21 protein-coding genes and 1 pseudogene are annotated in these 21622 nt (G+C 72.2%); 15 read left to right on the top strand and 7 right to left on the bottom strand.

Annotation, left to right across the window (positions count from 1 at the left end):
• Positions 1-41: 41 nt before the first annotated feature.
• Positions 42-1472, top strand: a complete 1431-nt coding sequence (locus Sru02f_RS21285) for a salicylate synthase (RefSeq protein WP_109032442.1) — start codon at positions 42-44, stop codon at positions 1470-1472.
• 276 nt (positions 1473-1748) lie between these two features.
• Here the strand turns inward: Sru02f_RS21285 and Sru02f_RS21280 are convergent, their stop codons facing one another.
• On the bottom strand, positions 1749-2720 hold the full coding sequence (locus Sru02f_RS21280) for an SDR family NAD(P)-dependent oxidoreductase (RefSeq protein ID WP_109032444.1): 972 nt from the start codon (positions 2718-2720) through the stop codon (positions 1749-1751).
• Positions 2721-2782: 62 nt separating this feature from the next.
• On the opposite strand from Sru02f_RS21280, the gene Sru02f_RS21275 reads away from it, so the two are divergent.
• Positions 2783-3355 carry a TetR/AcrR family transcriptional regulator gene (locus tag Sru02f_RS21275; RefSeq protein ID WP_109032445.1) on the top strand — a complete coding sequence of 191 codons (573 nt, stop codon included), beginning with the start codon at positions 2783-2785 and terminating at the stop codon, positions 3353-3355.
• Positions 3356-3407: 52 nt separating this feature from the next.
• On the opposite strand, the gene Sru02f_RS21270 is transcribed toward Sru02f_RS21275, so the two are convergent.
• A complete protein-coding gene (locus Sru02f_RS21270) occupies positions 3408-3776 on the bottom strand; it encodes a VOC family protein (protein WP_109032446.1) in 369 nt (122 codons plus the stop codon).
• Between the two features lie 76 nt (positions 3777-3852).
• On the opposite strand from Sru02f_RS21270, the gene Sru02f_RS21265 reads away from it, so the two are divergent.
• A complete protein-coding gene (locus tag Sru02f_RS21265; protein ID WP_244941857.1) occupies positions 3853-4365 on the top strand; it encodes a MarR family winged helix-turn-helix transcriptional regulator in 513 nt (170 codons plus the stop codon).
• On the opposite strand, the gene Sru02f_RS21260 is transcribed toward Sru02f_RS21265, so the two are convergent.
• On the bottom strand, positions 4319-5662 hold the full coding sequence (locus tag Sru02f_RS21260; RefSeq protein ID WP_109032447.1) for an MFS transporter: 1344 nt from the start codon (positions 5660-5662) through the stop codon (positions 4319-4321). The genes Sru02f_RS21265 and Sru02f_RS21260 overlap by 47 nt on opposite strands.
• A 392-nt stretch (positions 5663-6054) precedes the next feature.
• The gene (locus tag Sru02f_RS21255) at positions 6055-7152 is read right to left on the bottom strand and encodes a MerR family transcriptional regulator (protein WP_164275637.1); all 1098 of its coding nucleotides are present in this window, start codon (positions 7150-7152) and stop codon (positions 6055-6057) included.
• A 293-nt stretch (positions 7153-7445) separates the two neighbouring features.
• Here Sru02f_RS21255 and Sru02f_RS21250 point away from each other — a divergent pair, with 293 nt between their 5' ends.
• The 7 genes from Sru02f_RS21250 to Sru02f_RS21220 all read left to right on the top strand — a co-directional run bounded on the left by Sru02f_RS21250 (position 7446) and on the right by Sru02f_RS21220 (position 15245).
• Positions 7446-8861 carry a family 2B encapsulin nanocompartment shell protein gene (locus tag Sru02f_RS21250; RefSeq protein WP_109032449.1) on the top strand — a complete coding sequence of 472 codons (1416 nt, stop codon included), beginning with the start codon at positions 7446-7448 and terminating at the stop codon, positions 8859-8861.
• Between the two features lie 82 nt (positions 8862-8943).
• Positions 8944-10263, top strand: coding sequence for a family 2 encapsulin nanocompartment cargo protein terpene cyclase (locus Sru02f_RS21245; protein WP_109032450.1), 1320 nt, complete (start codon positions 8944-8946; stop codon positions 10261-10263).
• 15 nt (positions 10264-10278) lie between these two features.
• On the top strand, positions 10279-11160 hold the full coding sequence (locus tag Sru02f_RS21240) for a geranyl diphosphate 2-C-methyltransferase (protein WP_109032451.1): 882 nt from the start codon (positions 10279-10281) through the stop codon (positions 11158-11160).
• A 115-nt stretch (positions 11161-11275) separates the two neighbouring features.
• Complete coding sequence (locus tag Sru02f_RS21235) at positions 11276-11986, top strand: FadR/GntR family transcriptional regulator (RefSeq protein WP_109032452.1); 711 nt, start codon at positions 11276-11278, stop codon at positions 11984-11986.
• Positions 11983-13224, top strand: coding sequence for a CynX/NimT family MFS transporter (locus tag Sru02f_RS21230; RefSeq protein WP_109032453.1), 1242 nt, complete (start codon positions 11983-11985; stop codon positions 13222-13224). The genes Sru02f_RS21235 and Sru02f_RS21230 overlap by 4 nt, the downstream gene beginning before the upstream one ends.
• A 45-nt stretch (positions 13225-13269) precedes the next feature.
• On the top strand, positions 13270-13977 hold the full coding sequence (locus Sru02f_RS21225; protein ID WP_109032454.1) for a TetR/AcrR family transcriptional regulator: 708 nt from the start codon (positions 13270-13272) through the stop codon (positions 13975-13977).
• A gap of 125 nt (positions 13978-14102) precedes the next feature.
• Positions 14103-15245, top strand: a complete 1143-nt coding sequence (locus tag Sru02f_RS21220; protein WP_244941858.1) for an FAD-dependent oxidoreductase — start codon at positions 14103-14105, stop codon at positions 15243-15245.
• Positions 15246-15287: 42 nt separating this feature from the next.
• On the opposite strand, the gene Sru02f_RS21215 is transcribed toward Sru02f_RS21220, so the two are convergent.
• Complete coding sequence (locus Sru02f_RS21215) at positions 15288-16142, bottom strand: helix-turn-helix transcriptional regulator (RefSeq protein ID WP_109032456.1); 855 nt, start codon at positions 16140-16142, stop codon at positions 15288-15290.
• Between the two features lie 138 nt (positions 16143-16280).
• Between Sru02f_RS21215 and Sru02f_RS21210 the strand changes: the two genes are divergently transcribed.
• A complete protein-coding gene (locus Sru02f_RS21210) occupies positions 16281-16565 on the top strand; it encodes an Atu4866 domain-containing protein (protein WP_109032457.1) in 285 nt (94 codons plus the stop codon).
• Between the two features lie 35 nt (positions 16566-16600).
• On the opposite strand, the gene Sru02f_RS21205 is transcribed toward Sru02f_RS21210, so the two are convergent.
• Positions 16601-17251: an MBL fold metallo-hydrolase gene (locus Sru02f_RS21205; RefSeq protein WP_109032458.1), complete on the bottom strand. Its 651-nt coding sequence runs from the start codon at positions 17249-17251 to the stop codon at positions 16601-16603.
• Positions 17252-17347: 96 nt separating this feature from the next.
• Between Sru02f_RS21205 and Sru02f_RS21200 the strand changes: the two genes are divergently transcribed.
• The 4 genes from Sru02f_RS21200 (at position 17348) to Sru02f_RS21185 (ending at position 20930) form a co-directional block, all read left to right on the top strand.
• Positions 17348-17776 carry a MarR family winged helix-turn-helix transcriptional regulator gene (locus Sru02f_RS21200; RefSeq protein WP_109032459.1) on the top strand — a complete coding sequence of 143 codons (429 nt, stop codon included), beginning with the start codon at positions 17348-17350 and terminating at the stop codon, positions 17774-17776.
• Positions 17777-17886: 110 nt separating this feature from the next.
• Positions 17887-18633, top strand: coding sequence for a phosphotransferase family protein (locus Sru02f_RS21195; protein WP_109032460.1), 747 nt, complete (start codon positions 17887-17889; stop codon positions 18631-18633).
• Positions 18634-18691: 58 nt separating this feature from the next.
• Entirely contained in the window at positions 18692-20242 is a 1551-nt protein-coding gene (locus Sru02f_RS21190) for a sensor histidine kinase (RefSeq protein ID WP_109032461.1), read from the top strand.
• 7 nt (positions 20243-20249) lie between these two features.
• Positions 20250-20930, top strand: coding sequence for a response regulator (locus tag Sru02f_RS21185; RefSeq protein ID WP_109032462.1), 681 nt, complete (start codon positions 20250-20252; stop codon positions 20928-20930).
• Here Sru02f_RS21185 and Sru02f_RS21180 read toward each other — a convergent pair.
• A pseudogene (locus Sru02f_RS21180) lies at positions 20922-21611 on the bottom strand (phosphatase PAP2 family protein); the annotation flags it as partial. The gene Sru02f_RS21185 and the pseudogene Sru02f_RS21180 overlap by 9 nt on opposite strands.
• Between the last annotated feature and the right edge of the window lie 11 nt (positions 21612-21622).

Genomic DNA, 21622 nt, shown 5'->3' with positions numbered 1-21622 from the left:
ACGACCACCCCGACCCAGCGGCAGAGAGAAGGCACCACACGATGAGCACCGGATCCCGGAACCTCTGGGACGCGTGGGCGCGGTCCGTCCCACCGCTCGCGTGCGCGAGCACCCGCGAGCCCTGCCCCGACCCGGCCGCCACCGCCACCCGCCTCGCACGGGCGGGCCTCGCGGGCCAGTACGTGGTGTACGAGTCGGAGGGCGGAGTCTGGCACTTCGCGGCGGGCTCCGACGCCAGCGTCACCGCGGACGCCACCGCCATCACCGCGCGGGCCGCCGGGCGTACCTGGACCTCGCGCACGCAGCGGCGGCCGTTGACGGCGTTCGCCGACGCCCTCGCCGCGCTGTCCTCCGTATCCGCCTCGCCCGACGAGAGCGGCGAAGAGCGCCGCTTCTACGGCTGGGCGGCCTTCGAACTCGCCCACCTCCTGCACGCGGACCCCGCTACGGCCGGAGACCAGCCGCTGCTGCACGCCCTGATCCCGTCCGTCGAAGTGACCCTCACCGGCGACTCGACGGTGGTCCGCGCGGTGGACGAGGCATGGGCGCGCAAGGTCGCCGACCTGCTCGCGGAGCCCGCGGCCGAGCAGACCTCCCACGACCAACCGGCGCGGGACCGCACCGAGGACGTCATCGCCGTCGGTACCGCCGCCTACGGCCGCGCGGTCTCCCGTACGGTCCGGGACATCCGCGCCGGGTTGCTGGAGAAGGCCGTGGTCTCCCGGCAGGTCCCACTGCCCGCCGAGCCGCGCCCCGACTTCCCCGCGACCTACCTCGCGGGCCGCCGGGCCAACACACCGGCACGCTCCTACGTGCTGGACCTCGGCGGTTACCGGGCTGCCGGATTCAGCCCCGAGACCGTTCTCGAGGTCGGGGACGACGGACGGGTCAGCACCCAGCCGCTCGCGGGCACGCGCGCCCTGGGCGCCGACCCGGCGGAGAACGAGCGCCGGCGCGCGGAACTGCTCAGCGACCCCAAGGAGATACACGAACACGCCGTGTCCGTACGTCTCGCCTGGGACGAGATGGCGGCCGTGTGCCGTCCCGGCTCCGTCGTGGTCGAGGAGTACATGGCGGTCCGTCCCCGAGGATCGGTGCAGCACCTGGCCTCGCGGGTGACGGGCCGGCTCCGGCCGGACGCCGGACCCTGGGACGCCTTCGCCTCCCTGTTTCCCGCGATCACCGCCACCGGCGTCTCCAAACGCGCCGCGCTCCAGGCCCTGGCCCGCCACGAGGAAGGTCCGCGCGGCCTGTACGGCGGGGCGGTCTTCCGGGGGAGCACCAGCGGCGCCCTCGACGCCGCCCTCGTCCTGCGCACCCTGATCGGCGCGGGCGACGAGGCGTGGCTGCGAGCCGGCGCCGGGGTCACCGCCCAGTCCAGCCCCGAGCGGGAGACCGAGGAGACCTGCGAGAAACTCCGCAGCGTCGCCCCGTACCTGAGGTTCTCCCTCACCTCACCTGACCTCACCTGACCTGACCGGAACCGTGCCCTCTTGGGGTCTTGCTCGCCTCGGCCGGGGGGGGGGGACCCTTGCCCCCCGTAGCCGCCGGAGGGTTCACGCGCCGGCAGCCGTCGTGGACGGGCCGCGGTGCGAGGAGTGCCAGTACCACTGGGAGCTGGACCAGACCGAACCCGGCCGGCGTGCGGCCCCGGACGACGGGACGACCCGGCCACTGGGGGAGCCGGGGGAGGCCGGGAAGGAAGTCGCGTAGGTTCGGCTCACGGTCGGCACTTCCGTGCCGAGAGGTCAGGAGCGCAGCAGATCGGTTGAGACGGTCCACAGGCGCCGGGCGGCGGCGGGGTCCAGCGCCCACTCCTTGACACCGTGCGGGTGCTGCGCGAGGTCGGCATCGTTCGGCACCGTGTACGCCTCTCGCCCGTCGTCGAGGTAGTGACCCCCGGAGTGGGCGAACTCGGGGGCGACGGCCGCGACGACACTGGTGGCGGCGCCCTGCTCGACCGTCTTGTACGTGAAGACTCCGGCAGCCTCGGCCGCGTCGAGCGACGCCCTCTGTTCCGGCGTGAAGTTCCGCTGCAGACCCGTCGCGACACCGCCGGGATTGACCGCGTTGGCGACGATGCCGTCGGACCCCCACCGGCGGGTCGCCTCGACGGCGAAGAGGGAGTTCGCCGTCTTCGACTGTGCGTAGGCGGTCTGCGGGTCGTGGCGGCGGCGCTCGAAGTGGAGGTCGTCGAAGTCGACGCCGGACCGCATGTGCGCCGTCGAACTGACGGAGACGATCCGTGCTCCGCCGCGCTCGGCCGCACCGCGGGCCAGGGCCCGGCGCAGCCCGGTGGCCAGAGCGAAGTGGCCGAGATGGTTCGTCGCGAAGTGCAGCTCCCAGCCCTCGGGCGTCCGTTCGAGTCCGCCGGTGACCACGCCGGCGTTGTTGACGAGGAGGTGGAGCGGGCCCTCCCACGCGTCGGTGAACCGGGTGACGCCGGCCCGGTCGGCGAGGTCGAGTCGGACGACCCGGGGCGGGGCCGCCCCGGTCGACCTGGCGATCGTCTCGGCGGCGGAGGCACCCGCAGCCGTGTTCCGCACGGCGAGCGTCACCTCCGCCCCGGCGGCGGTCAGCGCACGAGCCGTCTCGATGCCGAGTCCGGAGGACGCTCCCGTCACGATCGCACGGACACCGGTGAGGTCGATGCCCTCCAGCACCTCGTCCGCGGTGCTGGAGGCGGTGAACGGCGTGGAGACGAGCGGGCGGGTATCCATGGCTCAACTATACGAACTGGACACTATTTGTATAGTGCGGCTCCTGCTCGTATGCTCGCCGCATGAGCAGGAGCGACGCCGGCCACCCGGCCCCGACAGGCGCGGATGCCGACCGTCGGACCATGGTTCTGGAGTCCGCCATGGCGACGTTCGCGCGCTTCGGATACCGGAAGGCGTCGATGGAGGAGGTGGCGCGGGCGGCGCACATCTCCCGGCCGGGCCTCTACTTCCTCTTCTCCTCGAAGGAGAGCCTGTTCCGTGCCGCGGTCACCCAGGCCCTGCATCGCGACATCACCGCGGCCGAACAGGCCCTGGCCGACGGTGACCGCCCCCTCCCGGAGCGCCTCGTCGAAGCGTTCGACCACTGGGCGGGCCGCTACGTCGGCCCGCTGACGCGCGACGTCGCGACGGTGATCGAGGCCAATCCCGGCATCCTCGGAGAGGTCGTCGAGGTCCTGCCGCGACGTTTCGAGGAGCTGATCACGGACGCGATCACCGGCGCGACGGGACGGGAGGAGGCCGTCCGGATCGCACAGACGATGATCAGCGCATCGACGGGACTCAAGCACCAGGTCGGGTCGAGGGAGTCGTACCTCGAACGTTTGACGGTGGCCGTCGGTCTCCTGCTGCGCTGAAACGCTCCGGCGGCACCTGCCCTCCGCGCCGGCCGTTGCGGCGTTCCGCCCGTCAGGCGCGGTCGTGGAGGGTGACGTGGTAGCCGTCGAGGTCGGCGAAGGTGAACGTCCGGCCGAACGGGCCGTCGACCGGTGCGGAGACGATGGTGTGACCGTCGGCGACGAGGGCGTCGTGGATGGCCTGGACATCGGTGCCGTGGAGCCAGATCGCGGCACCGATGCCGGGCTGCGCGACGGAGGCGAGATCGGTGCCGGGAACGATGTCGCGCAGTGCGAACGCGATCGGCTTCGTCTCGAAGACTACGGCGTGCGGAGGCCCGGCCTGCGAGCGGACGAGGCCGAGGTACTGCTCGTAGAACGCCTGCGCGGCGTCGAGGTCGCGTACCTGGAGGGAGACGAAGTCGGGACCGGTGACGGGCATGGTGGTGCTCCTTGTCTTGGCGTCGGACCTTCGTGTCAGATTCCTGACACAGGTCAAGGTATGTCAGAATGCTGACATGAGTCAAAAGGGTGCCGGCATCGACCTGGACAAATCACTGGGCTACCTGCTCAAGGAGGCTTCGAGCGCCCTGCGCGCGGCCATGGAGGAAGTGCTGCGGCCACTCGGGATGAGCGTGACGCACTACTCCTGCCTCGAACTGCTGGCTCAACGGCCGGGCTTGTCCAACTCCGAGCTCGCGCGGGGCGCGTTCGTGACCCGCCAGTCGATGAACGTGCTGCTCCAGGCCCTGGAACGGGACGGCTACGTGACCAGGCCCGCGGAGGCGCCCGTCGGGAAGGCGCTCCCCGCGCGGCTCACCCCCCGCGGCCGGCGGAGCCTGGAGAAGGCGACCGTGGCGGTCCGTTCCGTCGAGCTCAGAATGCTGGCCGGTATGACCGAGAGCGAGCAGTCGGGCGCGTTCCGGATCCTGGAGAGCATGATCCATTCCCTGCACGGAACGGCCGCCGGGGCGGCGCGGTCTCCTACTCGGCCCGCGGCCGCACCTCCGTCGGAGCCGACGGGCGGCTGATGACCGAGGCACCCACGGCCAGTCCGGCGACGGCGAGCACCGAGGCCGCCAGGAACGGGTCGCCGCTGTGCACGGTGGGGGCGAACCCGATCCCCACGTAGACCGCCACGCCGGCCGCCCCGCCGAGCTGGTCGGCCGCCCGCTGGACGCCGGAGGCGATCCCGGCGTCCTCGTCGGTGGTCCCGCTGACCGCGATGTACTGCAGCCCCACCAGCCCGAAACCCATCCCCGCGGCGATCAGCAGCATCGCGGGAAGCAGCCACACCGCCCCGGCACCCAGAGCCGCCACGAGCGCGATCGCCGTCATCGCGACCGCGGCGCAGCCGAGTCCCGCCAGCACGCACACGCGTGCTCCCCAGCCGGCCAGCAGCCGGGGCACGAGGACCGAGGCCGCGATCAGCGCGCCGGCCAACGGCAGCATCGTGAGCCCGGCTCCCAGCGGACCGAGCCCGAGCCGGTCCTGCAGGTAGAACGTGAACAGCAGGAACGAGGTCGACAGCGCCCCGCTGAGCAGCATGGTGGTCACGTTCGCCCGCACCCGGGCGCGGTGGGCGAAGAAGGCCTGCGGCACCAGCGGGGCCGGGGAACGCGACTCCACCCGCACGAAACCGGCGGCCGCCAGTACCGCACCGGTCAGCGCCACCAGGCTCACCCAGCGGCGCGCGCCGGACGCACCGGCCTCGACCGCGGCGTAGGTGAACAGCAGCGGGCACGCGGTCAGCAGGAGCGCGCCCGGCAGGTCCAGCCGGGTCCGTGCGCGGGCCGCCGGGCGGTCGGCCCGGACCAGGAAGAGCACGGCCACCAGCACGGCCAGGATGAACGGCACCGAGATCAGGAAGACCCATCGCCAGCCCAGCCGGGCGGTGACGATTCCCGAGAGGGCGAATCCGAGCACCAGCCCGCAACTGGCGACCGCGGCCCACACGCCCAGCGCCCGCGACCGGCGTGGCCCCTCCGGGAACAGCAGCACGACGGTGGCCATCGCGGCCGGCAGCGCGACGGCCTCGCCGGCCCCCTGGACGAGGCGCGCGGCCACCAGGACCGCGAACGAGGGCGCCAGCCCCGCCAGCAGAGACGCCGCGCCGAACAGGGCGGTGCCGGCCAGCAGCGTGCGGCGGCGGCCCAACAGGTCGCCGAGGCGACCGCCGAGCATCAGCAGCCCGCCGCCGGTGACGGTGTAGCCGACCACCACCCAGGTCAGCGCGTGGCCGTCGACGCCGAGATCCGCGCCGATCGAGGGCAGCGCGATGTTCACCACGGTCACGTCGACCGCGATGAAGAACTGCAGCATCGACATCGCGCACAGCGCCAACCGCGCACGCAGGGGAGACGGGCTTTGCCCGTGGGAAGAAGGAATGCCTGAAAGCATCGATTGCTCCGTCGCTCCGAGGAGTTCCCGAGCAGCGCGAGTCGCCGCTCCGGACCGATCACGAAGCGGCCGGACGTTCAGGTGGGTGCTGTGCGCCGAACGTCCCGCCGCTAGCGGGACGTCCTGGTCACTGCCGCGCAAGCGGCCGAGCACGATGCGGCTGACATGCCGCGCAGCCTAGCAGCGGCGGTGCGGCGGTGCGGTGGTGCGGCGGTGCGGTGGTGCGGTGGTGCGGCGGCGTGATCCGCCGTCGTCGGCGGGCTGTCCGGGCGAAGCCGGCCCTCCGCCTCCGTTCTCGGTCATGCGGTCCGACGCCGAGGTCAAGCGACGAGCAGGCGCAGGCCGAGATCCGCCGCGTCGAGGCCGGCGAGGTGGCTGTTCCGCTCGGCCCACCGGCCGGAGCCGAGATCGTCGCCGAGACTGCGCACCGCCCGTCGCTCGGCCTTGGGCCCGACCCTGGTCCACACCGACGCGGCCCGGCGCACATGCTCCGCCAGATACGCCTCGGGCCGGCGCCAGTACGCCTCGAACAGACCGTCGGCGCAGTCCCACGGAACGGGCACCGGCTCGGCGCGGGCCCCGATCGCGTCGGCCATCCCGGCAAGCGAGGGAAACTCCGCGAGGACGGTGGCGAACTCGGGAAGGTAGTCGCGGGTGAGCCAGAACCGGTCCTGCCAACCGGGCTCGTCGGTGTCGAACGTGAGCACCACCACGCGGCGGGCCACACGCCGCATCTCGCGCAGCCCCGCCATCGGGTCCCCCCAGTGGTGAACGGTGGAGACGGCCATCGCGCAGTCGAAGGAGCCGTCCGCGAACGGCAACCGCTCCGCTGCGGCGGCCACGCACGGCGCCGCCCCGGCAGGCCGCTGCTCCCGCATGACCGCCGACGGCTCCACCGCGGTCACGTCCCGATCGGCGGGCTCGTAGGAGCCGGTGCCGGCCCCGACGTTCAACACCGTCCGCGCATCCCCGAGCGCGTCCCAGATCCGCGCGGCGATCCGCGGCTCGGTACGCCGTGTCGTGGTGTACGCGCCGCCGATCTCGTCGTACAACCGTGCGCCCAGCGCCTCCAGTTGCTCCTCCGGTGTCACCTTCAGTCCCTTCGCCCGTACGTCGAGTTCCCTGTCGATGGCCGCCACCATGGCGTCGGTGCGAGCACGCCGCTCCAGCAGCAGGCCGCGCAGCCGGCGCAGGTGAGCGACGGCGTCGGCGGACGGGTCGCCGACGAGTTCCGCGACCTCCCGCAGCCCGAAGCCCAGTCGCCGATAGCCGAGCACCTCCCGCAGCCGCTCCACGTCGTCCGCCGAATAGGCCCGGTATCCGGCCGCGGTGCGCCCCGACGGCCGAACGAGCCCGATCTCGTCATAGTGATGCAGCGTGCGGACGCTCACGTGGGCCAGCTCGGCCACGCGTCCCACGGTCCAGTGATCCTCCACGGCACCGACTATGCCGCCTGACGCCACGTGAGGGTCCAGACCTTCTCGCACAGAGAGATCTCAACCAACGGGCCGATAAACCGCATTCGACCGATTATCACTGCTTCGGGGTAAGCCTCCCGTCACCTTGGCGGATGCGGCCGTTCCAGCAGCTAGCTTGCTGAAGGCGGACGGATTCACCTGATCCCTCCGGCCCGTCGTCCACCCCCTCCCGTCTCCCCGTCGGCGCAGCCGTGTGCGCCGGTCGACCCGTCGTGCAAGGAGAAGGCCTCCCGATGTCCGTCGACAGCATCCCGGAAGCTCAGACCCCACCCGAGGCGCCGCAGCAGTCCCTGAGTACCGCGGCTGCCCGCAACCTCGCCAGCACCACCAAGTCCGTGCCGCAGATGCAGGAGATCACCTCCCGCTGGCTGCTGCGCATGCTGCCCTGGGTCGAGGCCGCAGGCGGCGCCTACCGGGTCAACCGACGGTTGCGCCACACCCTCGGCGACGGCCGCATCGAGTTCGTCCAGGAGGGCGCCCGGGTCCGGGTGATCCCCGGAGAACTCGCCGAGCTGGCCCTGCTGCGCGGGTTCACGGACCCGGACGTCCTCACCGCCCTCGCCGACCGTTGTACGCAGCGGGACTTCGCGGCGGGTGAGGTCCTCGTCGAACGGGGCGGTCCCGCAGACCGCATCCACCTCATCGCCCACGGTCGCGTCAGCCAGACCACCGAGGGCAAGTACGGGGGAGAGATCACCACCGCGGTGCTCGCGGACGGCAGCCACTTCGGGGAGAAGGCGCTGTCGGACCCCGACGCCCGCCACGACTGCACCTTCACCGCGGAGACCTCCGGCACCCTCCTCACCCTCACGCGCGCCGACTTCACCTCGGTCCAGGACTCCGCGCCGCAGCTGCGGGCCCACGTCGACGACTTACACACCCGGGCGCGGCAGCGGCAGACCAAGCACGGCGAGGCCGAGATCGCCCTGTCGGCCGGTCACGTCGGCGAGGCCGAACTGCCCGGTACCTTCGTCGACTACGAACTGCGTCCGCGCGAGTACGAGCTCTCCGTCGCCCAGACCGTCCTGAGGATCCACACCCGGGTCGGCGACCTCTACAACGGGCCGATGAACCAGAGCGAGGAGCAACTCAGGCTCACGATCGAGGCCTTGCGCGAGCGCCAGGAACACGAGCTCATCAACAACCGCGAGTTCGGGCTGCTGCACAACGCCGACTTCAAGCAGCGCATCCAACCCCGCACCGGCGCGCCGACCCCGGACGACATGGACGAGCTGCTCTGCCGCCGACGTGGCACGAAACTGTTCCTCGCCCACCCCAGGACCATCGCCGCGATCGGACGCGGCTTCAACGGCTGCGGTCTCTACCCCGACCACGTCGACCTGGGCGGGCAGTCCGTCCCCGCCTGGCGCGGCGTCCCCATCCTGCCGTGCAACAAGATCCCGATCAGCAAGGAGCAGACCAGCTCCATCATCGCGATGCGCACCGGCGAGAAGAACCAGGGCGTGATCGGGCTGCGGCAGACAGAACTGCCGGACGAGTACGAGCCGGGCCTCTCCGTGCGGTTCATGGGCATCAACGAACAGGCGATCATCTCCTACCTCGTCAGCACCTACTACTCCGCCGCGGTGCTCCTGCCCGACGCCCTCGGAGTGATGGAGAACGTCCAGATCGCCCCGGTACCGCGCTGAAGTCCCGCACCGCCCGCAGGGCCGGGCCCGACCCGCCGCACGCGCAACAGAACGCCCATCCCGCCGCAGCAAGGAGCCGCCGATGCCCGACTCCGGGACCCTCGGAACACCACCCCCCGAGCCGGGGCCGACGCCGCCCACAACCCCGCCGGACATGCCCGCCCCGGTGATCCCGAGCGCTTCGGTCACGCCGGCCGCGTCCGACTTCCTGGCCGCGCTGCATCCGCCGGTCACGCTTCCCGACCCGGCACCCCCGACGCCCGCCCCCGCCGCAGGGGACTCGCTCGACACGGCCGCGGGCGGCTCCGTCCTCCAGCGGATCCTGCGTGGGCCGACCGGGCCGGGCACGGCTTCGCTCGCCCCGGCCGACGGATACGGACGGCAACCGGGCCCGGAGGCCCCGGCCTCCGCTCCGCCCGCCGCCGGACGAGCCGTCCCCGGCCTCTACCACCACCCCGTCCCGGAACCCGACCCCGTGCGCGTCGAGGAGGTGAGCCGCCGCATCAAGCGCTGGGCCGAGGACGAGGTCCAGCTGTATCCCGAGGAGTGGGAGGGGCAGTTCGACGGCTTCTCGGTCGGCCGCTACATGGTCGGCTGCCACCCCGACGCGCCGACCGTCGACCACCTGATGCTCGCGACCCGGCTGATGGTCGCGGAGAACGCGGTGGACGACTGCTACTGCGAGGACCACGGCGGCTCACCCGTCGGTCTGGGCGGGCGCCTCCTGCTCGCGCACACCGCGATCGACCACTTCCACTCCACGGCCGAATACACGCCGATGTGGCAGGAGTCCCTCGCATCGGACGCCCCGCGCCGGGCGTACGACAGCGCCATGGGCTACTTCGTCCGGGCGGCGACCCCCTCCCAGTCCGACCGCTACCGGCACGACATGGCCCGGCTGCACCTGGGCTACCTCGCCGAGGGCGCCTGGGCGCAGACCGGACACGTCCCGGAGGTGTGGGAGTACCTGGCGATGCGCCAGTTCAACAACTTCCGCCCCTGCCCCACGATCACCGACACCGTCGGCGGCTACGAACTGCCCGCGGACCTGCATGCCCGCCCGGACATGCAACGGGTCATCGCCCTCGCCGGCAACGCGACGACCATCGTCAACGACCTCTACTCCTACACCAAGGAACTCGACAGCCCCGGACGCCACCTGAACCTTCCGGTGGTGATCGCTGAGCGCGAGCAGCTCTGCGAACGCGACGCCTACCTCAAGGCCGTCGAGGTCCACAACGAACTCCAGCACTCCTTCGAGGCCGCCGCGGCCGACCTCGCGGAGGCCTGCCCCCTGCCCCCCGTGCTGCGCTTCCTCAAGGGCGTTGCCGCCTGGGTCGACGGCAACCACGACTGGCACCGCACCAACACCTACCGCTACAGCCTGCCCGACTTCTGGTAGAGAACGGACGTATCTGTGACCACTGAGACCACCACCACCGCCACCGTCACCGCGAAGATCCCGGCCCCGGCGACGCCGTACCAGGAGGACATCGCCCGCTACTGGAACAACGAGGCGCGGCCGGTCAACCTCCGCCTCGGTGACGTGGACGGGCTCTATCACCACCACTACGGCATCGGCGCCGTGGACCATGCCGCGCTCGGCGACCCGGAGCACAGCGAGTACGAGAAGAAGGTCATCGCCGAGCTGCACCGGCTGGAGTCGGCGCAGGCGGAGTTCCTCATGGACCACCTCGGCCAGGTCGGTCCCGACGACACCCTCGTCGACGCCGGCTGCGGACGCGGCGGCTCCATGGTCATGGCCCACCGCCGCTTCGGCAGCCGGGTCGAGGGAGTGACCCTGTCCGCCGCCCAGGCCGACTTCGGCAACCGGCGCGCGCGGGAACTGCGTATCGACGGCCATGTCCGCTCCCGCGTGTGCAACATGCTCGACACGCCCTTCGAAAAGGGCGGCATCACGGCCTCGTGGAACAACGAGTCGACCATGTACGTCGACCTCCACGACCTGTTCGGCGAGCACTCCCGCTTCCTGAAGGTCGGCGGCCGCTACGTGACGATCACCGGCTGCTGGAACCCCCGCTACGGCCAGCCGTCGAAGTGGGTCTCCCAGATCAACGCCCACTTCGAGTGCAACATCCACTCCCGCCGCGAGTACCTGCGCGCCATGGCCGACAACCGGCTCGTGCCGCACACCATCGTCGACCTCACCCCGGACACGCTGCCCTACTGGGAGCTGCGGGCCACGTCCTCGCTGGTCACCGGAATCGAGAAGGCGTTCATCGAGTCCTACCGTGACGGCTCCTTCCAGTACGTCCTGATCGCGGCCGACCGCGTGTGAGCGACGCGGACTCCGACTGAACGACTGGACCCAGCACGATGCGGCCCGTTCGCGGCCGCATCTCCTGGAGAAAAGCATGATGTTCAAATGTCTGATGTTTGTGTAGGCTGCCGCCATGAAACGCATCAGCGCACCGCGACGGACGGCCAGCCTGTCCGCACAACTGGTGGACAGCCTCCGCTCACACATCGAGGCAGGGGGCTGGCCCGTCGGGACGCGGATCCCGCCGGAGCACGCCCTCATCGAGGAGCTCGGGGTCGGACGCAGCACACTGCGGGAGGCGATCGGTGCACTGGTGCACCTGGGCCTGCTGGAGCCGCGAGCCGGCGACGGCACCTACGTCTGTTCGTCGAGCGAGCTGCAGTCCGTCATGGTGCGGCGGGCGAGTTCCGCGCAGCGGGACAAGGTGCTGGAACTGCGGACCGTCCTGGAGGAGTACGCCTCGGGAGCCGCGGCCCTGCGCCGGAGCGAGAGTCAGTTGCAGCAGTTGCGGGAGCTGCTGGCCGACGCCGACGCGGCCTGCGCCGGTGAGGATCCGGCCGCGGCCACGGGCGTCGACGCGCTGTTCCACCGGGCCGTGGTCCGGGCCAGCGGGAACGACCTGCTGATCGAGGTGTACGACCACCTCGGTACGGCGCTCACCGCGTCCCTCGGGGGCCTGCCCTGGGACGCCGTCCACGCCGAGGAACACGCCCGTCTGCACCGGCGGCTGGTCGACGCGATCGAGGCCCGGGACGCGGGCGGCGCCCGGGACGCGGCGGCAGCGATCGTCCAGCTCACCCGCGACCACGAGACCGACGCGCCACGAGCCGCGGGGGAACAGTGAGTCGGCAGCCGGCTTCGGCCCCCCGTCAGGACTCCGCCTCCGAAATACCGGCCGCCGACCGCGCCCGGCCCGCCGTGTCGGTCGGGCTCGTCGTCGCGATCTGTCTCGTGGCGGCGAACCTGCGTACCACTCTCACCGGTGTCGGCGCACTGCTGCCGGAGATCGAGCACGGCAGTGGTCTGACGTCGAGCTGGGGCGGGCTGCTGAGCACGCTCCCGCTGCTGACGTTCGCCGCGACGTCGCCGCTGGTCGCCAGGGCTTCCCACCGATGGGGCAGCGCCCGCCTGCTGGTGGCGTCGCTCGGTGTGCTGGCCGTCGGAACGGTGGTCCGCTCCCTTCCCTCCGTCGGCTTCCTGTTCACCGGAACGGTGATCCTGTCCGCCGCCATAGCCTTCGGCAACGTGCTGCTGCCCGCCCTGATCAGAAGAAACGTGCCCGCACACCGCATCCAGGGCGTCAGCGCGCTCTACGTGACCGTCATGGGCCTCATGGCCGCGGTCTCCTCGGGGGTGTCCGCGCCGCTGGCCCACACCGTGCCGGGTTCCTGGCGCACGGCGCTCGCCTGGGGTGTCGCCTTCACGGTCGCCGCGTTCCTCGCCTGGCTGCCCCGGATGCGAGGTGACAAGCCCCAGGCGTCCACCGGCGGGACGCACAGCCCGATGCCCTGGCGGTCGCGGCTCGCATGGCAGGTCACCTTCTTCATGGGCCTGCAGTCCCTGGCGTTCTACACCGCGGTCGCGTGGCTGCCCAGCATCCTGATCGACCGCGGCACGAGCAGCACCACGGCCGGATGGATGCTGTTCTACTACCAGGTGGTGTCCTTGGCTTCCAGCAGCCTCCTGCCCCTGCTGACCCGCGGCCGGCACGATCAGCGATGGACCGCCGCCGGGGCCTCGGTCCTCGTGGCGGGAGGTTTCACCGTGCTGGTCGCCGCTCCCGCGCTGCCCGTCCTGGCGTGCACCCTGCTCGGACTCGGCGGCGGCGCCTGCCTCGTCCTCGCGCTGACCTTCCAGAGCCAGCGGGCCGGCAGCTCCGGCGAAGCCGCCGCGCTGGCGGGCATGGCACAGTCCATCGGCTACCTCGTGGCGGCGGCCGGGCCCCTCCTGCTCGGCATCCTGCACGACACCACGCACAGCTGGACACTTCCGCTCAGCGTCCTGGCCGTCCTCGGGATCGCCACGGCAGTCGCCGGACACGGGGCGGGACAGGACCGGCACCTCCGTCAGGACTCCCGCTGACACGGTCCCGACCACGCGGCGAACGTGTTCGTTACGATCGGGGACATGGCAGCGAGAAGAGCCCCGATCAGCCGCCGGGACCGTCCGGCGAAGCCCGCACTGTCCCGGCGGTGGATCGTCGACACCGCGGTGGCGCTCATGCGTGCGGAGGGGTTGGAGAAGGTCACCATGCGCCGCCTGGCGCAGGAGCTGGACACCGGCCCCGCCTCCCTCTACGTGTACGTGGCGAACACCGCCGAGCTGCACGCGGCCGTGCTGGACGCCCTGCTGGGCGAGGTCGACCTCACCGGTGCGGGCGCCGAGGAGGGCTGGCGTGAGCAGCTGCGGGCCGTGCTGACCTCGTACACCCTCGTACTGTTCGCACACCCTCAGCTCGCCCGGTCGGCCCTGGGCGCCCGCCCCAGCGGGGAGAACTACCTGCGTCTCGTGGAACGGGTCCTCGAGCTGCTCGCCCGCAGCGGAGCCCCTGGCGCGCAGGTCGCCTGGGGCGTGGACAAGCTCTTGCAGGACGCCACCGCCACTGCCGCCGAGCAGGCGACCCAGGAACACGATCCGACGTCCCGCGAGGACTGGAGCGCCACCGTCCGGGCCCTGCGCGACGCGGACGCGGCCACCCATCCCGCGATCGCCTCCCACATGCCCCTGCTCATCGGCGGCTCCGCCCACGACCGCCTGCGCTGGTCGTTCGACGTCCTCGTCAACGGGATCACCCGCACACCCGTCCCGGGCCCGGCGCGCGGCGCGGACGGCTGAGGGGCCGCGCCCAGCTGCCGAACCCGTAGCTGCCCGGCCTTTCTGCATGCGCGTGAACGAACTTGTTCGTTACGAACATGTTCGTTACATTGGAGGTGTCCGACCGCGCACCCCTGGAGGCCACCATGAGCACCCCTCACCACCCCATCGCGATCATCGGCGGCGGCCTGGGCGGCCTCACCGCCGCCCGGGTCCTGCACGTCAACGGAATCGAGTCCGCGGTCTTCGACCTGGAGTCGGGCCCGGAGGCCCGCACGCAGGGCGGCATGCTCGACATCCACGAGGAGAACGGCCAGGAGGCGATCCGGGCCGCCGGCCTCCACGACGAGTTCCGCGAGATCATCCACGAGGGCGGCCAGGCGATGCGCCTGGTCGGCCGCGACGGCACGGTCCGTGTCGCCACCGAGGACGAGGGCGACGGCGGCCGCCCCGAGGTCGACCGGGGCGACCTGCGCGGCCTGCTGCTGAACTCCCTCCCCGACGGCACGGTCCACTGGCGGCGCAAGGCCACCGGCGCCCGGGCACTGGACGACGGCCGGCACGAGGTCACCTTCGCCGACGGCTCGGCCATCACCACCGACCTCCTCGTCGGTGCCGACGGCGCCTGGTCCCGCATCCGGCCGCTGCTCTCGGACGCCGAGCCCGCCTACACCGGCATCTCCTTCGTGGAGACCGACCTGCACGAGGCCGACACCCGCCACCCGCGCAGCGCGGCCCTCGTCGGCGGTGGCTTCTTCATCTGCCTCGCCGACCGGCGCGGCTTCCTCGCCCACCGCGAGACCGACGGCAGCCTCCACGTCTACACCGCGCTCAGGGCGGACGAGGACTGGATCGACACCATCGACTTCACCGACCACGGCGCCGCCAAAGCCGCGGTACTCGCCCACTTCGACGGCTGGGACGAGGGCCTGCGCGGCCTGGTCGCCCACGCGGAGACCATCACTCCGCGCCGCATCCACGCGCTGCCCGTCGGGCACCGCTGGAAGCGGACCCCCGGCGTCACGCTGCTCGGTGACGCGGCCCACCTGATGTCCCCCTTCGCCGGTGAGGGCGCCAACCTCGCCATGTACGACGGTGCCGAACTAGCCCTCGCCCTCGCCGCTCACCCCGGCGACACCGAGGCCGCGCTCACCCAGTACGAGGAAGGTCTCTTTCCCCGCAGTGAAGCGTCCGCCGTCGAGTCCGCCGAAAGCCTGGACACCATGTTCAGCCCGGACGGCCTGGAACAGATGATCGAGTTCTTCGGCTCCGGCCGCGCAGAGGCGTGACCAGACACTCACGGATCCCGCTCGCGGACCGGCTCGCGGGTCTTAACTCCCGGCCGGGTCGGACGCGCCCTGCCGCCGCTCACCGGCGTGCAGCGAGCCGAGAAGGCCCAGGGCGTGGGCCGACGGGCTGCCCGGCTCGGCGTGATAGATGACGAGTTGCTGCCCCGGAGCGTCACGGACGTCGAAGGACTGGTACGTCAGCGAGAGGGCGCCGACGTCCGGGTGGAGGAGCCGTTTGGCGTCCTGGGTCTTGCCGCGCACGGAGTGCTCCGCCCACAGGCGCCGGAACACGGCGCTGTGCTCGGTGAGCGTGTCCACCAGGCGCCTCAGACGCGGGTGCTCCGGATCGAAGCCGTGTGCCTGGCGCAGGTTGGCGACGACGGCCTGGGCGGCTCGGTCCCACTCCTGGTAGAACTCCCTGCCCGCCGGGTCGAGAAAGATCATGCGGGCCAGGTTGTCCGCGGGCGTGAAGGGGGCGAAGAGCGCGTCGGCCAGGGCGTTGGCGGCCAGGACGTCGAGGGTGCGGCTCATGACGAAGGCGGGCGTGTGGGCGTAGCCGTCCATCAGCTGACGCAGTGCGGGACCGACCCGTTCGGTCGCGTGCAGCAAGTCCCGGCCGGCCGGTGACACCCCGGCCAGGCGGTGCAGGTGGGCGCTGGCCTCCGGGTCCAGGTGGAGCGCGCGGCCGAGAACGTCGAGCACCTGCGGAGACGGGTGACGCTCGCGGCCCTGTTCCAGCCGGGTGTAGTAGTCGACGTTGACCCCGGCCAGGACGGCGACCTCCTCGCGGCGCAGTCCGGCGACCCTGCGCAGGCCGTGGCTCGCCATGTTGACGTCCTGCGGCCGCAGACCGGCGCGGCGCGCGCGCAGGAACTCCCCGAGGTGGTTGTCGTCCATGCCGCCAAGGCTAGGCGGCGCCCCGGTGCGCTGCCCGGGTGTGTCGCACCCAGGCAGCGAACGTCCTGGTGTGTCCGGGCCGACCTGCGCAGACTCGGCCGGGCTGAGGCAACTGCCCACCGAGGAAGGGAATGTGCGATGACAGCGAACGCGCGGGACCGGCGCAACCGTGAGAACGCCGACGTGGTCGGCATGTGGGTGACCGCGGACGGCCACATCAGGCAGGAGCTGCTGCCGGACGGGCGTTACGACGAGGCCCGGGGGAATCGGCGCAGCGCGTACACGGGCCGCTACACGGTGACCGGCGACCACCTCGACTACGTCGACGACACCGGCTTCACCGCCACCGGAGACCTGCGGGACGGCGTGCTCCACCACGAACACCTCGTGCTGTACCGCGAGGAGAAGCCCTCGGCGTCGTAGGCGTCACCACGCCGTGACCGGCGCCGCCGGGGCCCTCAGCCGATCCGGACACTCGCGCCCGGGGCCAGCCGACGGTAGCGAGCCGGGACCCCGGGGCCCCGCTCGCCGAGGAAGCCCTCGACCATCGCGGTGCCGACGTCGTTGAGGGCGCCGTCATGGACGGCGTAGGCATCGCGGGGAGCGACCTCGCGCACGTAGTCGATCAGATCGCCGACCGTGGACCAGGGAGCGTGCACGGGCAGCAGCAGCGTGCCGACCGGAGCGCCGGGGACGGTCAGGGCGTCGCCGGGGTGGAACAGGGACTCGTCCACCAGGAACCCGATGTTGGGCATGCGCGGGACATCCGGGTGGATGACCGCGTGCCAGGTTCCGTGCACCGTGAGGTCGAAGCCCGCGACGCTGAAGGCGTCCCCGTCCCCGGTGGTGGAGACCTGCGCGCCGAGTCCGTCCAGCCGCTTGGCGACGGAGGAGTTGGTCCAGATGCGCAGACCCGGACGTGCCGCGGCCGCCCGGCGCAGCAACTCCTCCGAAAAGTGGTCGAAGTGCTCGTGCGTCACGAGCACCGCGTCAGCGCCGTCCAACGCCTCGGGGTCGGTCAGACCGCCCGGGTCGATGACCAGGCGGCGCCCGTCCTTCTCGAGCCGCACACACGCATGACCGAACTTGGTGAGTTCCACGACCGCCATGTCCTTTGTCCCTCCGCCTTCACCGAGCAGCACTTGTGCTCACTTGTACAACTTAACTGTACAACTAGGTGCGGGATATCCGGCTAGGATGGCTCCATGGACGAAGACGTGCTGGCCGAGGAGCTGCGGCGGTCGATCGGTGAGCTGGTCCGGGCGGTGAGGACCGTGGACACCATGCCCCCCGGCGAAGCCGCCATCCTCGGATTCCTCGACCGCGACGGCCCCCTGACCACGGCCGACCTCGCCCGACTGCGCGGCGTCACACACCAGTCGGCCGCCAAGTCGGTCAAGGACCTCTCCGCCGCCGGCCTGGTCCGCGGGGAGCCGCACCCCGACGACGGCCGCAAGCTCCTGCTGCGCCTCACCGACGCCGGCCGCTCCAGTCTCCGGCGCGAGCGCACCCTGCGCGCGGGCGCCCTCGGCACCGCCATCCGCGAGACCTTCGACCCCGGCGAAAGACGGCGGCTGAGCGAGTCGGTCGCCCTGCTGTCCCGCCTGACGACCCACCTCACCGGACGCCGGTAGGCTGCCGCCTTCGAGAAGCCGATCGGAGTTCACCTGTGTACGGCACTCGTCGGCAGGTGTGCGGAAAACCGGGAGACATCGGCGATCACTCCCGGGGACAGTGGTCGCCCATGGATGAGGTCGAAGTCGTCGTCGCCCATTCCGAGCGTGCGACCCTGCGCGTCGGTGACGTGTTCCTGAAGGTGGACACGGACCGGGCTCGCATCGACGTCGAGATCGAGGCGATGTCCCGCGTGTCCGTCCCGACCCCGCAGGTCCTGTGGCACAAGCCGCCCGTGCTCGCGATCACCGCGGTGCCGGGGACGACGCTCGGGCGCCTGGGCGGGCCGTCGACCGGGTCGCCGGCGGGGTGGGCCGCGGCGGGCGCCGCCATCCGGAAGCTGCACGACGCGCCGTTGCCGCCCTGGCGGGGCCGGGCCGGCCGGAGCGTCGCCGTGCTGGCGGCGGAACTCGACGACGAGTGCGCGTCGCTCGTCACGAACGGCGTCCTGCCCGCCGACCTGGTCACCCGCAACCGCCGGGTCGCGGAGACGGCGCTCCGGCCGTGGACTGCGGCGTTCACGCACGGCGACCTGCAGATCGCGCACGTCTTCGTGGACGGCGACGAGGTCACGGGCATCATCGACTGGTCCGAGGCGGGCCAGGGAGATGCCCTGTACGACCTCGCCACATTCACCCTCGGACACGAGGAGCACCTCGGCGACGTCATCGCCGGCTATGGCGCCGACATCGACGTCGAGGTGATCCACGCATGGTGGTCGTTGCGAAGCCTGCTGGCGGTTCGCTGGCTGAGCGAGCACGGCTTCGACCCCTTCGCGCCGGGCTGCGAGGTCGACGTGCTGAGATCCCGCATGTGAGGCCACGGCCTGCGCGGGGGACCTCCGTGCCCACGGCGTACCGACGTCGGCGGTCGCGGTGCGGGGCGCACGGAATGAGACTTTCGGCAGTGGTCGGCCGTCGCCCGACGTCCGTACCGTCACCTCCGTGGACAGCACACTGACCGAAAGCGGGACGGCGACAACGCCCCGGAACACGCTCCTGCGGCGGGTACGTGATCCGGCGACCCTCCTCAACTCGGCTACCGCGGTGGCCGCCGGCCTGAGCGTGACCAACCTGTGGTGGGCGGTTCCGACCGCCGTCACCGCGTTCCTCGCAGGACGCCGGCCCGGGCGGACGGCCCCGACGGCGCTCGCCCTGCTCGCGGTTCTCGCGGCCGGTGTGGCGGCCCTGTCCGTCGTTCCCGCCTGGCTCCCGCTGGCCGGCCGGTTCGTGGCCGTGGTGGTCACCGCCATGATGCTGCCCTGGTTCGCGGGCCGCTTCTGGTGCCAGTACCGCCAGCTCGTCCGGGCCGGGTGGGAGCGCGCCGGTCAACTCCAACGCGAGCAGCGACTGATCGCCGACCAGGCGAGGTTGCGGGAGCGGACGCGCATCGCGCAGGACATGCACGACCTGCTGGGACACGACCTCAGCCTGATCGCCCTGTCGGCCGGCGCGCTCAAACTCGCGCCGGACCTCGCGGAACACCACCAGAGGGCGGCGGCCGACATCCGGGCCAGGGCGGCGGCCTCGGTGGAACGCCTCGGCGAGGTGATCGGTGTCCTGCGGGAGGAGACCGGCGAGGCGCCGGTCGAGCCCGACGACACCGGCCTCGCCCGGCTGACCTCCGAGGCGTCCGGGGCCGGCCTCCCCGTGGAGCTGCGCGTCGACGGCGAGGCGGACGACCTGCCGCCCGTGGTGGCGCGGGCGACGCACCGGGTGGTGCAGGAGGCCCTCACCAACGTGGCCAAGCACGCGCCGGGCGCGAGGACCACCGTGCACGTGACACATACGGCAACCCGGACGGAGGTCGTCGTGGAGAACGGCCCACCGCCGTCCACCGACCGCGTACGGACCCGGCCCGGCATCGGAGGGCTCGGCCTGATCGGCCTCGGGGAACGGGTCCGGCTGACCGGCGGCTCGTTCCGGCACGGGCCGCGCGACGCAGGGTACGCGGTCGTCGCCCGCATCCCGCACCACCCCTCGCCGCCCCCGCACCACCCCTCGCCACTCCCGCCCTCGCCGCTCGCGTTCCCGGCCGCCCGCGACGACGCGCTGCCGCAGGAACACCGGCGCGCCCGGCGCAGGGCGGGCCGGACGCTGGTCGCCGCGGTCATGGTGCCCCTGGTGACGGCGGCGCTGCTGAGCGGGGTGCTCATGGTCTGGGAGACCCGGTCGGCGGCACAGTCGGTCCTGGACCCGCGTGACTACGCCCGCCTGCACGTGGGGCAGGATCGTTCCGAGGTGCGGCGCCTCCTGCCGGAACGGCAGACCGACTACCGGCCGCCGGCCGACGAGCCGATGGGAGAGGGCACGACGTGCGAGTACTACGCGATGACGGCCGACCGCTTTGACGACCGGTCCGGCGACGCCTACCGGCTCTGCTTCCGGGAGGACACCCTGGTGTCCCTGGGTACGGTCGCCCCGTGAGCGCGCGATGATCCGGGTGCTGATCGCCGACGACGAGCCGATGATCCGGGCCGGGGTGCGCGCCGTCCTCGCCACTGCCGCGGACATCGAGGTCGTCGCCGAGGCCGCCGACGGGCACGACGCCGTGGAACTGGTGCGACGCCACCGACCCGCGGTGGCCGTACTCGACATCCGCATGCCGGGCCTCAACGGCATCGACGCCGCCGCGGAGATCCGCACCGCCGTGCCGGGCACCGGCGTCATCATGCTCACGACCTTCGGCGAGGACGACTACATCCTGCAGGCACTGGGCGGCGGCGCGGCCGGTTTCCTGATCAAGTCGGGCGAGCCCGAGGAACTGCTCACCGGAGTCCGTGCGGTGGCCGGGGGCGCCGCCTACCTGTCACCGCGGGTCGCGGCCCGGGTCGTCGCGCACCTCGCCGCCACGGGTGCCGGCACCCTGGCCGGTCGGCGTTCCGCTGCCCGTGACCGGGTCGCGGCCCTCACCGCCCGGGAACGAGACGTACTCGCCCTTCTCGGCGTCGGCCTGTCCAACGGCCAGATCGCCCGGCGACTGCATGTGGTGGAGGGAACGGTCAAAGCCCACGTGAGCTCCCTCCTGGCGAGGCTGGGCGTCGACAACCGGGCCGCCGCCGCGGTCGTGGCTCACGAGGCCGGCGTCATCGCGCCGCAGCCTCCCCAGCCGTGAGGCCGCACCCCGGGCCGCGGGCCAGAACACGAGGAGCACCGCCGCCACGACGGCGCCGCCGAGCGTCGCACCGGCGAGCACGTCGTGCGGGTAGTGCACCCCCACCAGCACCCGCAGCACCGCGGCCGCCCCGGCCAACGGCAGCGTGACCACGGCGAGCCGGGGCCGCAGGACGGCGAGACCGACGGCCAGCCCGGCGGCCAGGGTGGCGTGGTTGCTCGGGAACGACCAGTCCCCGACGTCCGGGCACTCCGTGACCGCCTCGGCCCCGGCACCGAGCGCACGACAGGGACGTTCCTCGTCCACCACGAGTTTCAGCGCCTCACTCCCCGCGTACGCCACGACGGTGCCGAGGCCGGTCAGCACGGCACCGGCGACACCTCGGGCGTCCTTGCGGCGCACCGCCGTCCACGCCGCCCACAGCAGCAGCGCTCCGAGGATCACGAGCGTGCCCTCGGTGGCGACTTCCAGAGCGGCCCCCGCCCATGACGGAGCGTCCGCCAACGCCCCCGTGACCGACCGGTACGCGGACGCCGAAGCCCCGCCGGTGACCTCGACGGGGCCGGCCCGGCCCAGTCCGCCTGGGGACAGCCACGCGACCACTCCTGCTCCGGTACCCAGGACGGCCGGCGCGCCGAGCCACCGGCCGGCCCGGGCCTTCTTTCGCGGTTCTCGTTCCATGAGCGGAAACG

It is taken from the genome of Streptomyces rubrogriseus (assembly GCF_027947575.1).
Classification (GTDB): domain Bacteria; phylum Actinomycetota; class Actinomycetes; order Streptomycetales; family Streptomycetaceae; genus Streptomyces; species Streptomyces rubrogriseus.
This window is presented reverse-complemented; position numbering and strand designations above follow the sequence as displayed.

Coding starts and splice junctions, on each gene's coding strand:
- Sru02f_RS21235 (WP_109032452.1), top strand. CDS start 11,276: ATGAAACGCATCAGCGCACCGCGACGGACGGCCAGCCTGTCCGCACAA.
- Sru02f_RS21285 (WP_109032442.1), top strand. CDS start 42: ATGAGCACCGGATCCCGGAACCTCTGGGACGCGTGGGCGCGGTCCGTC.
- Sru02f_RS21220 (WP_244941858.1), top strand. CDS start 14,103: ATGAGCACCCCTCACCACCCCATCGCGATCATCGGCGGCGGCCTGGGC.
- Sru02f_RS21210 (WP_109032457.1), top strand. CDS start 16,281: ATGACAGCGAACGCGCGGGACCGGCGCAACCGTGAGAACGCCGACGTG.
- Sru02f_RS21185 (WP_109032462.1), top strand. CDS start 20,250: ATGATCCGGGTGCTGATCGCCGACGACGAGCCGATGATCCGGGCCGGG.
- Sru02f_RS21265 (WP_244941857.1), top strand. CDS start 3,853: ATGAGTCAAAAGGGTGCCGGCATCGACCTGGACAAATCACTGGGCTAC.
- Sru02f_RS21270 (WP_109032446.1), bottom strand. CDS start 3,776: ATGCCCGTCACCGGTCCCGACTTCGTCTCCCTCCAGGTACGCGACCTC.
- Sru02f_RS21245 (WP_109032450.1), top strand. CDS start 8,944: ATGCCCGACTCCGGGACCCTCGGAACACCACCCCCCGAGCCGGGGCCG.
- Sru02f_RS21205 (WP_109032458.1), bottom strand. CDS start 17,251: ATGGCGGTCGTGGAACTCACCAAGTTCGGTCATGCGTGTGTGCGGCTC.
- Sru02f_RS21275 (WP_109032445.1), top strand. CDS start 2,783: ATGAGCAGGAGCGACGCCGGCCACCCGGCCCCGACAGGCGCGGATGCC.
- Sru02f_RS21200 (WP_109032459.1), top strand. CDS start 17,348: ATGGACGAAGACGTGCTGGCCGAGGAGCTGCGGCGGTCGATCGGTGAG.
- Sru02f_RS21280 (WP_109032444.1), bottom strand. CDS start 2,720: ATGGATACCCGCCCGCTCGTCTCCACGCCGTTCACCGCCTCCAGCACC.
- Sru02f_RS21215 (WP_109032456.1), bottom strand. CDS start 16,142: ATGGACGACAACCACCTCGGGGAGTTCCTGCGCGCGCGCCGCGCCGGT.
- Sru02f_RS21225 (WP_109032454.1), top strand. CDS start 13,270: ATGGCAGCGAGAAGAGCCCCGATCAGCCGCCGGGACCGTCCGGCGAAG.
- Sru02f_RS21260 (WP_109032447.1), bottom strand. CDS start 5,662: ATGTCGATGCTGCAGTTCTTCATCGCGGTCGACGTGACCGTGGTGAAC.
- Sru02f_RS21250 (WP_109032449.1), top strand. CDS start 7,446: ATGTCCGTCGACAGCATCCCGGAAGCTCAGACCCCACCCGAGGCGCCG.
- Sru02f_RS21195 (WP_109032460.1), top strand. CDS start 17,887: ATGGATGAGGTCGAAGTCGTCGTCGCCCATTCCGAGCGTGCGACCCTG.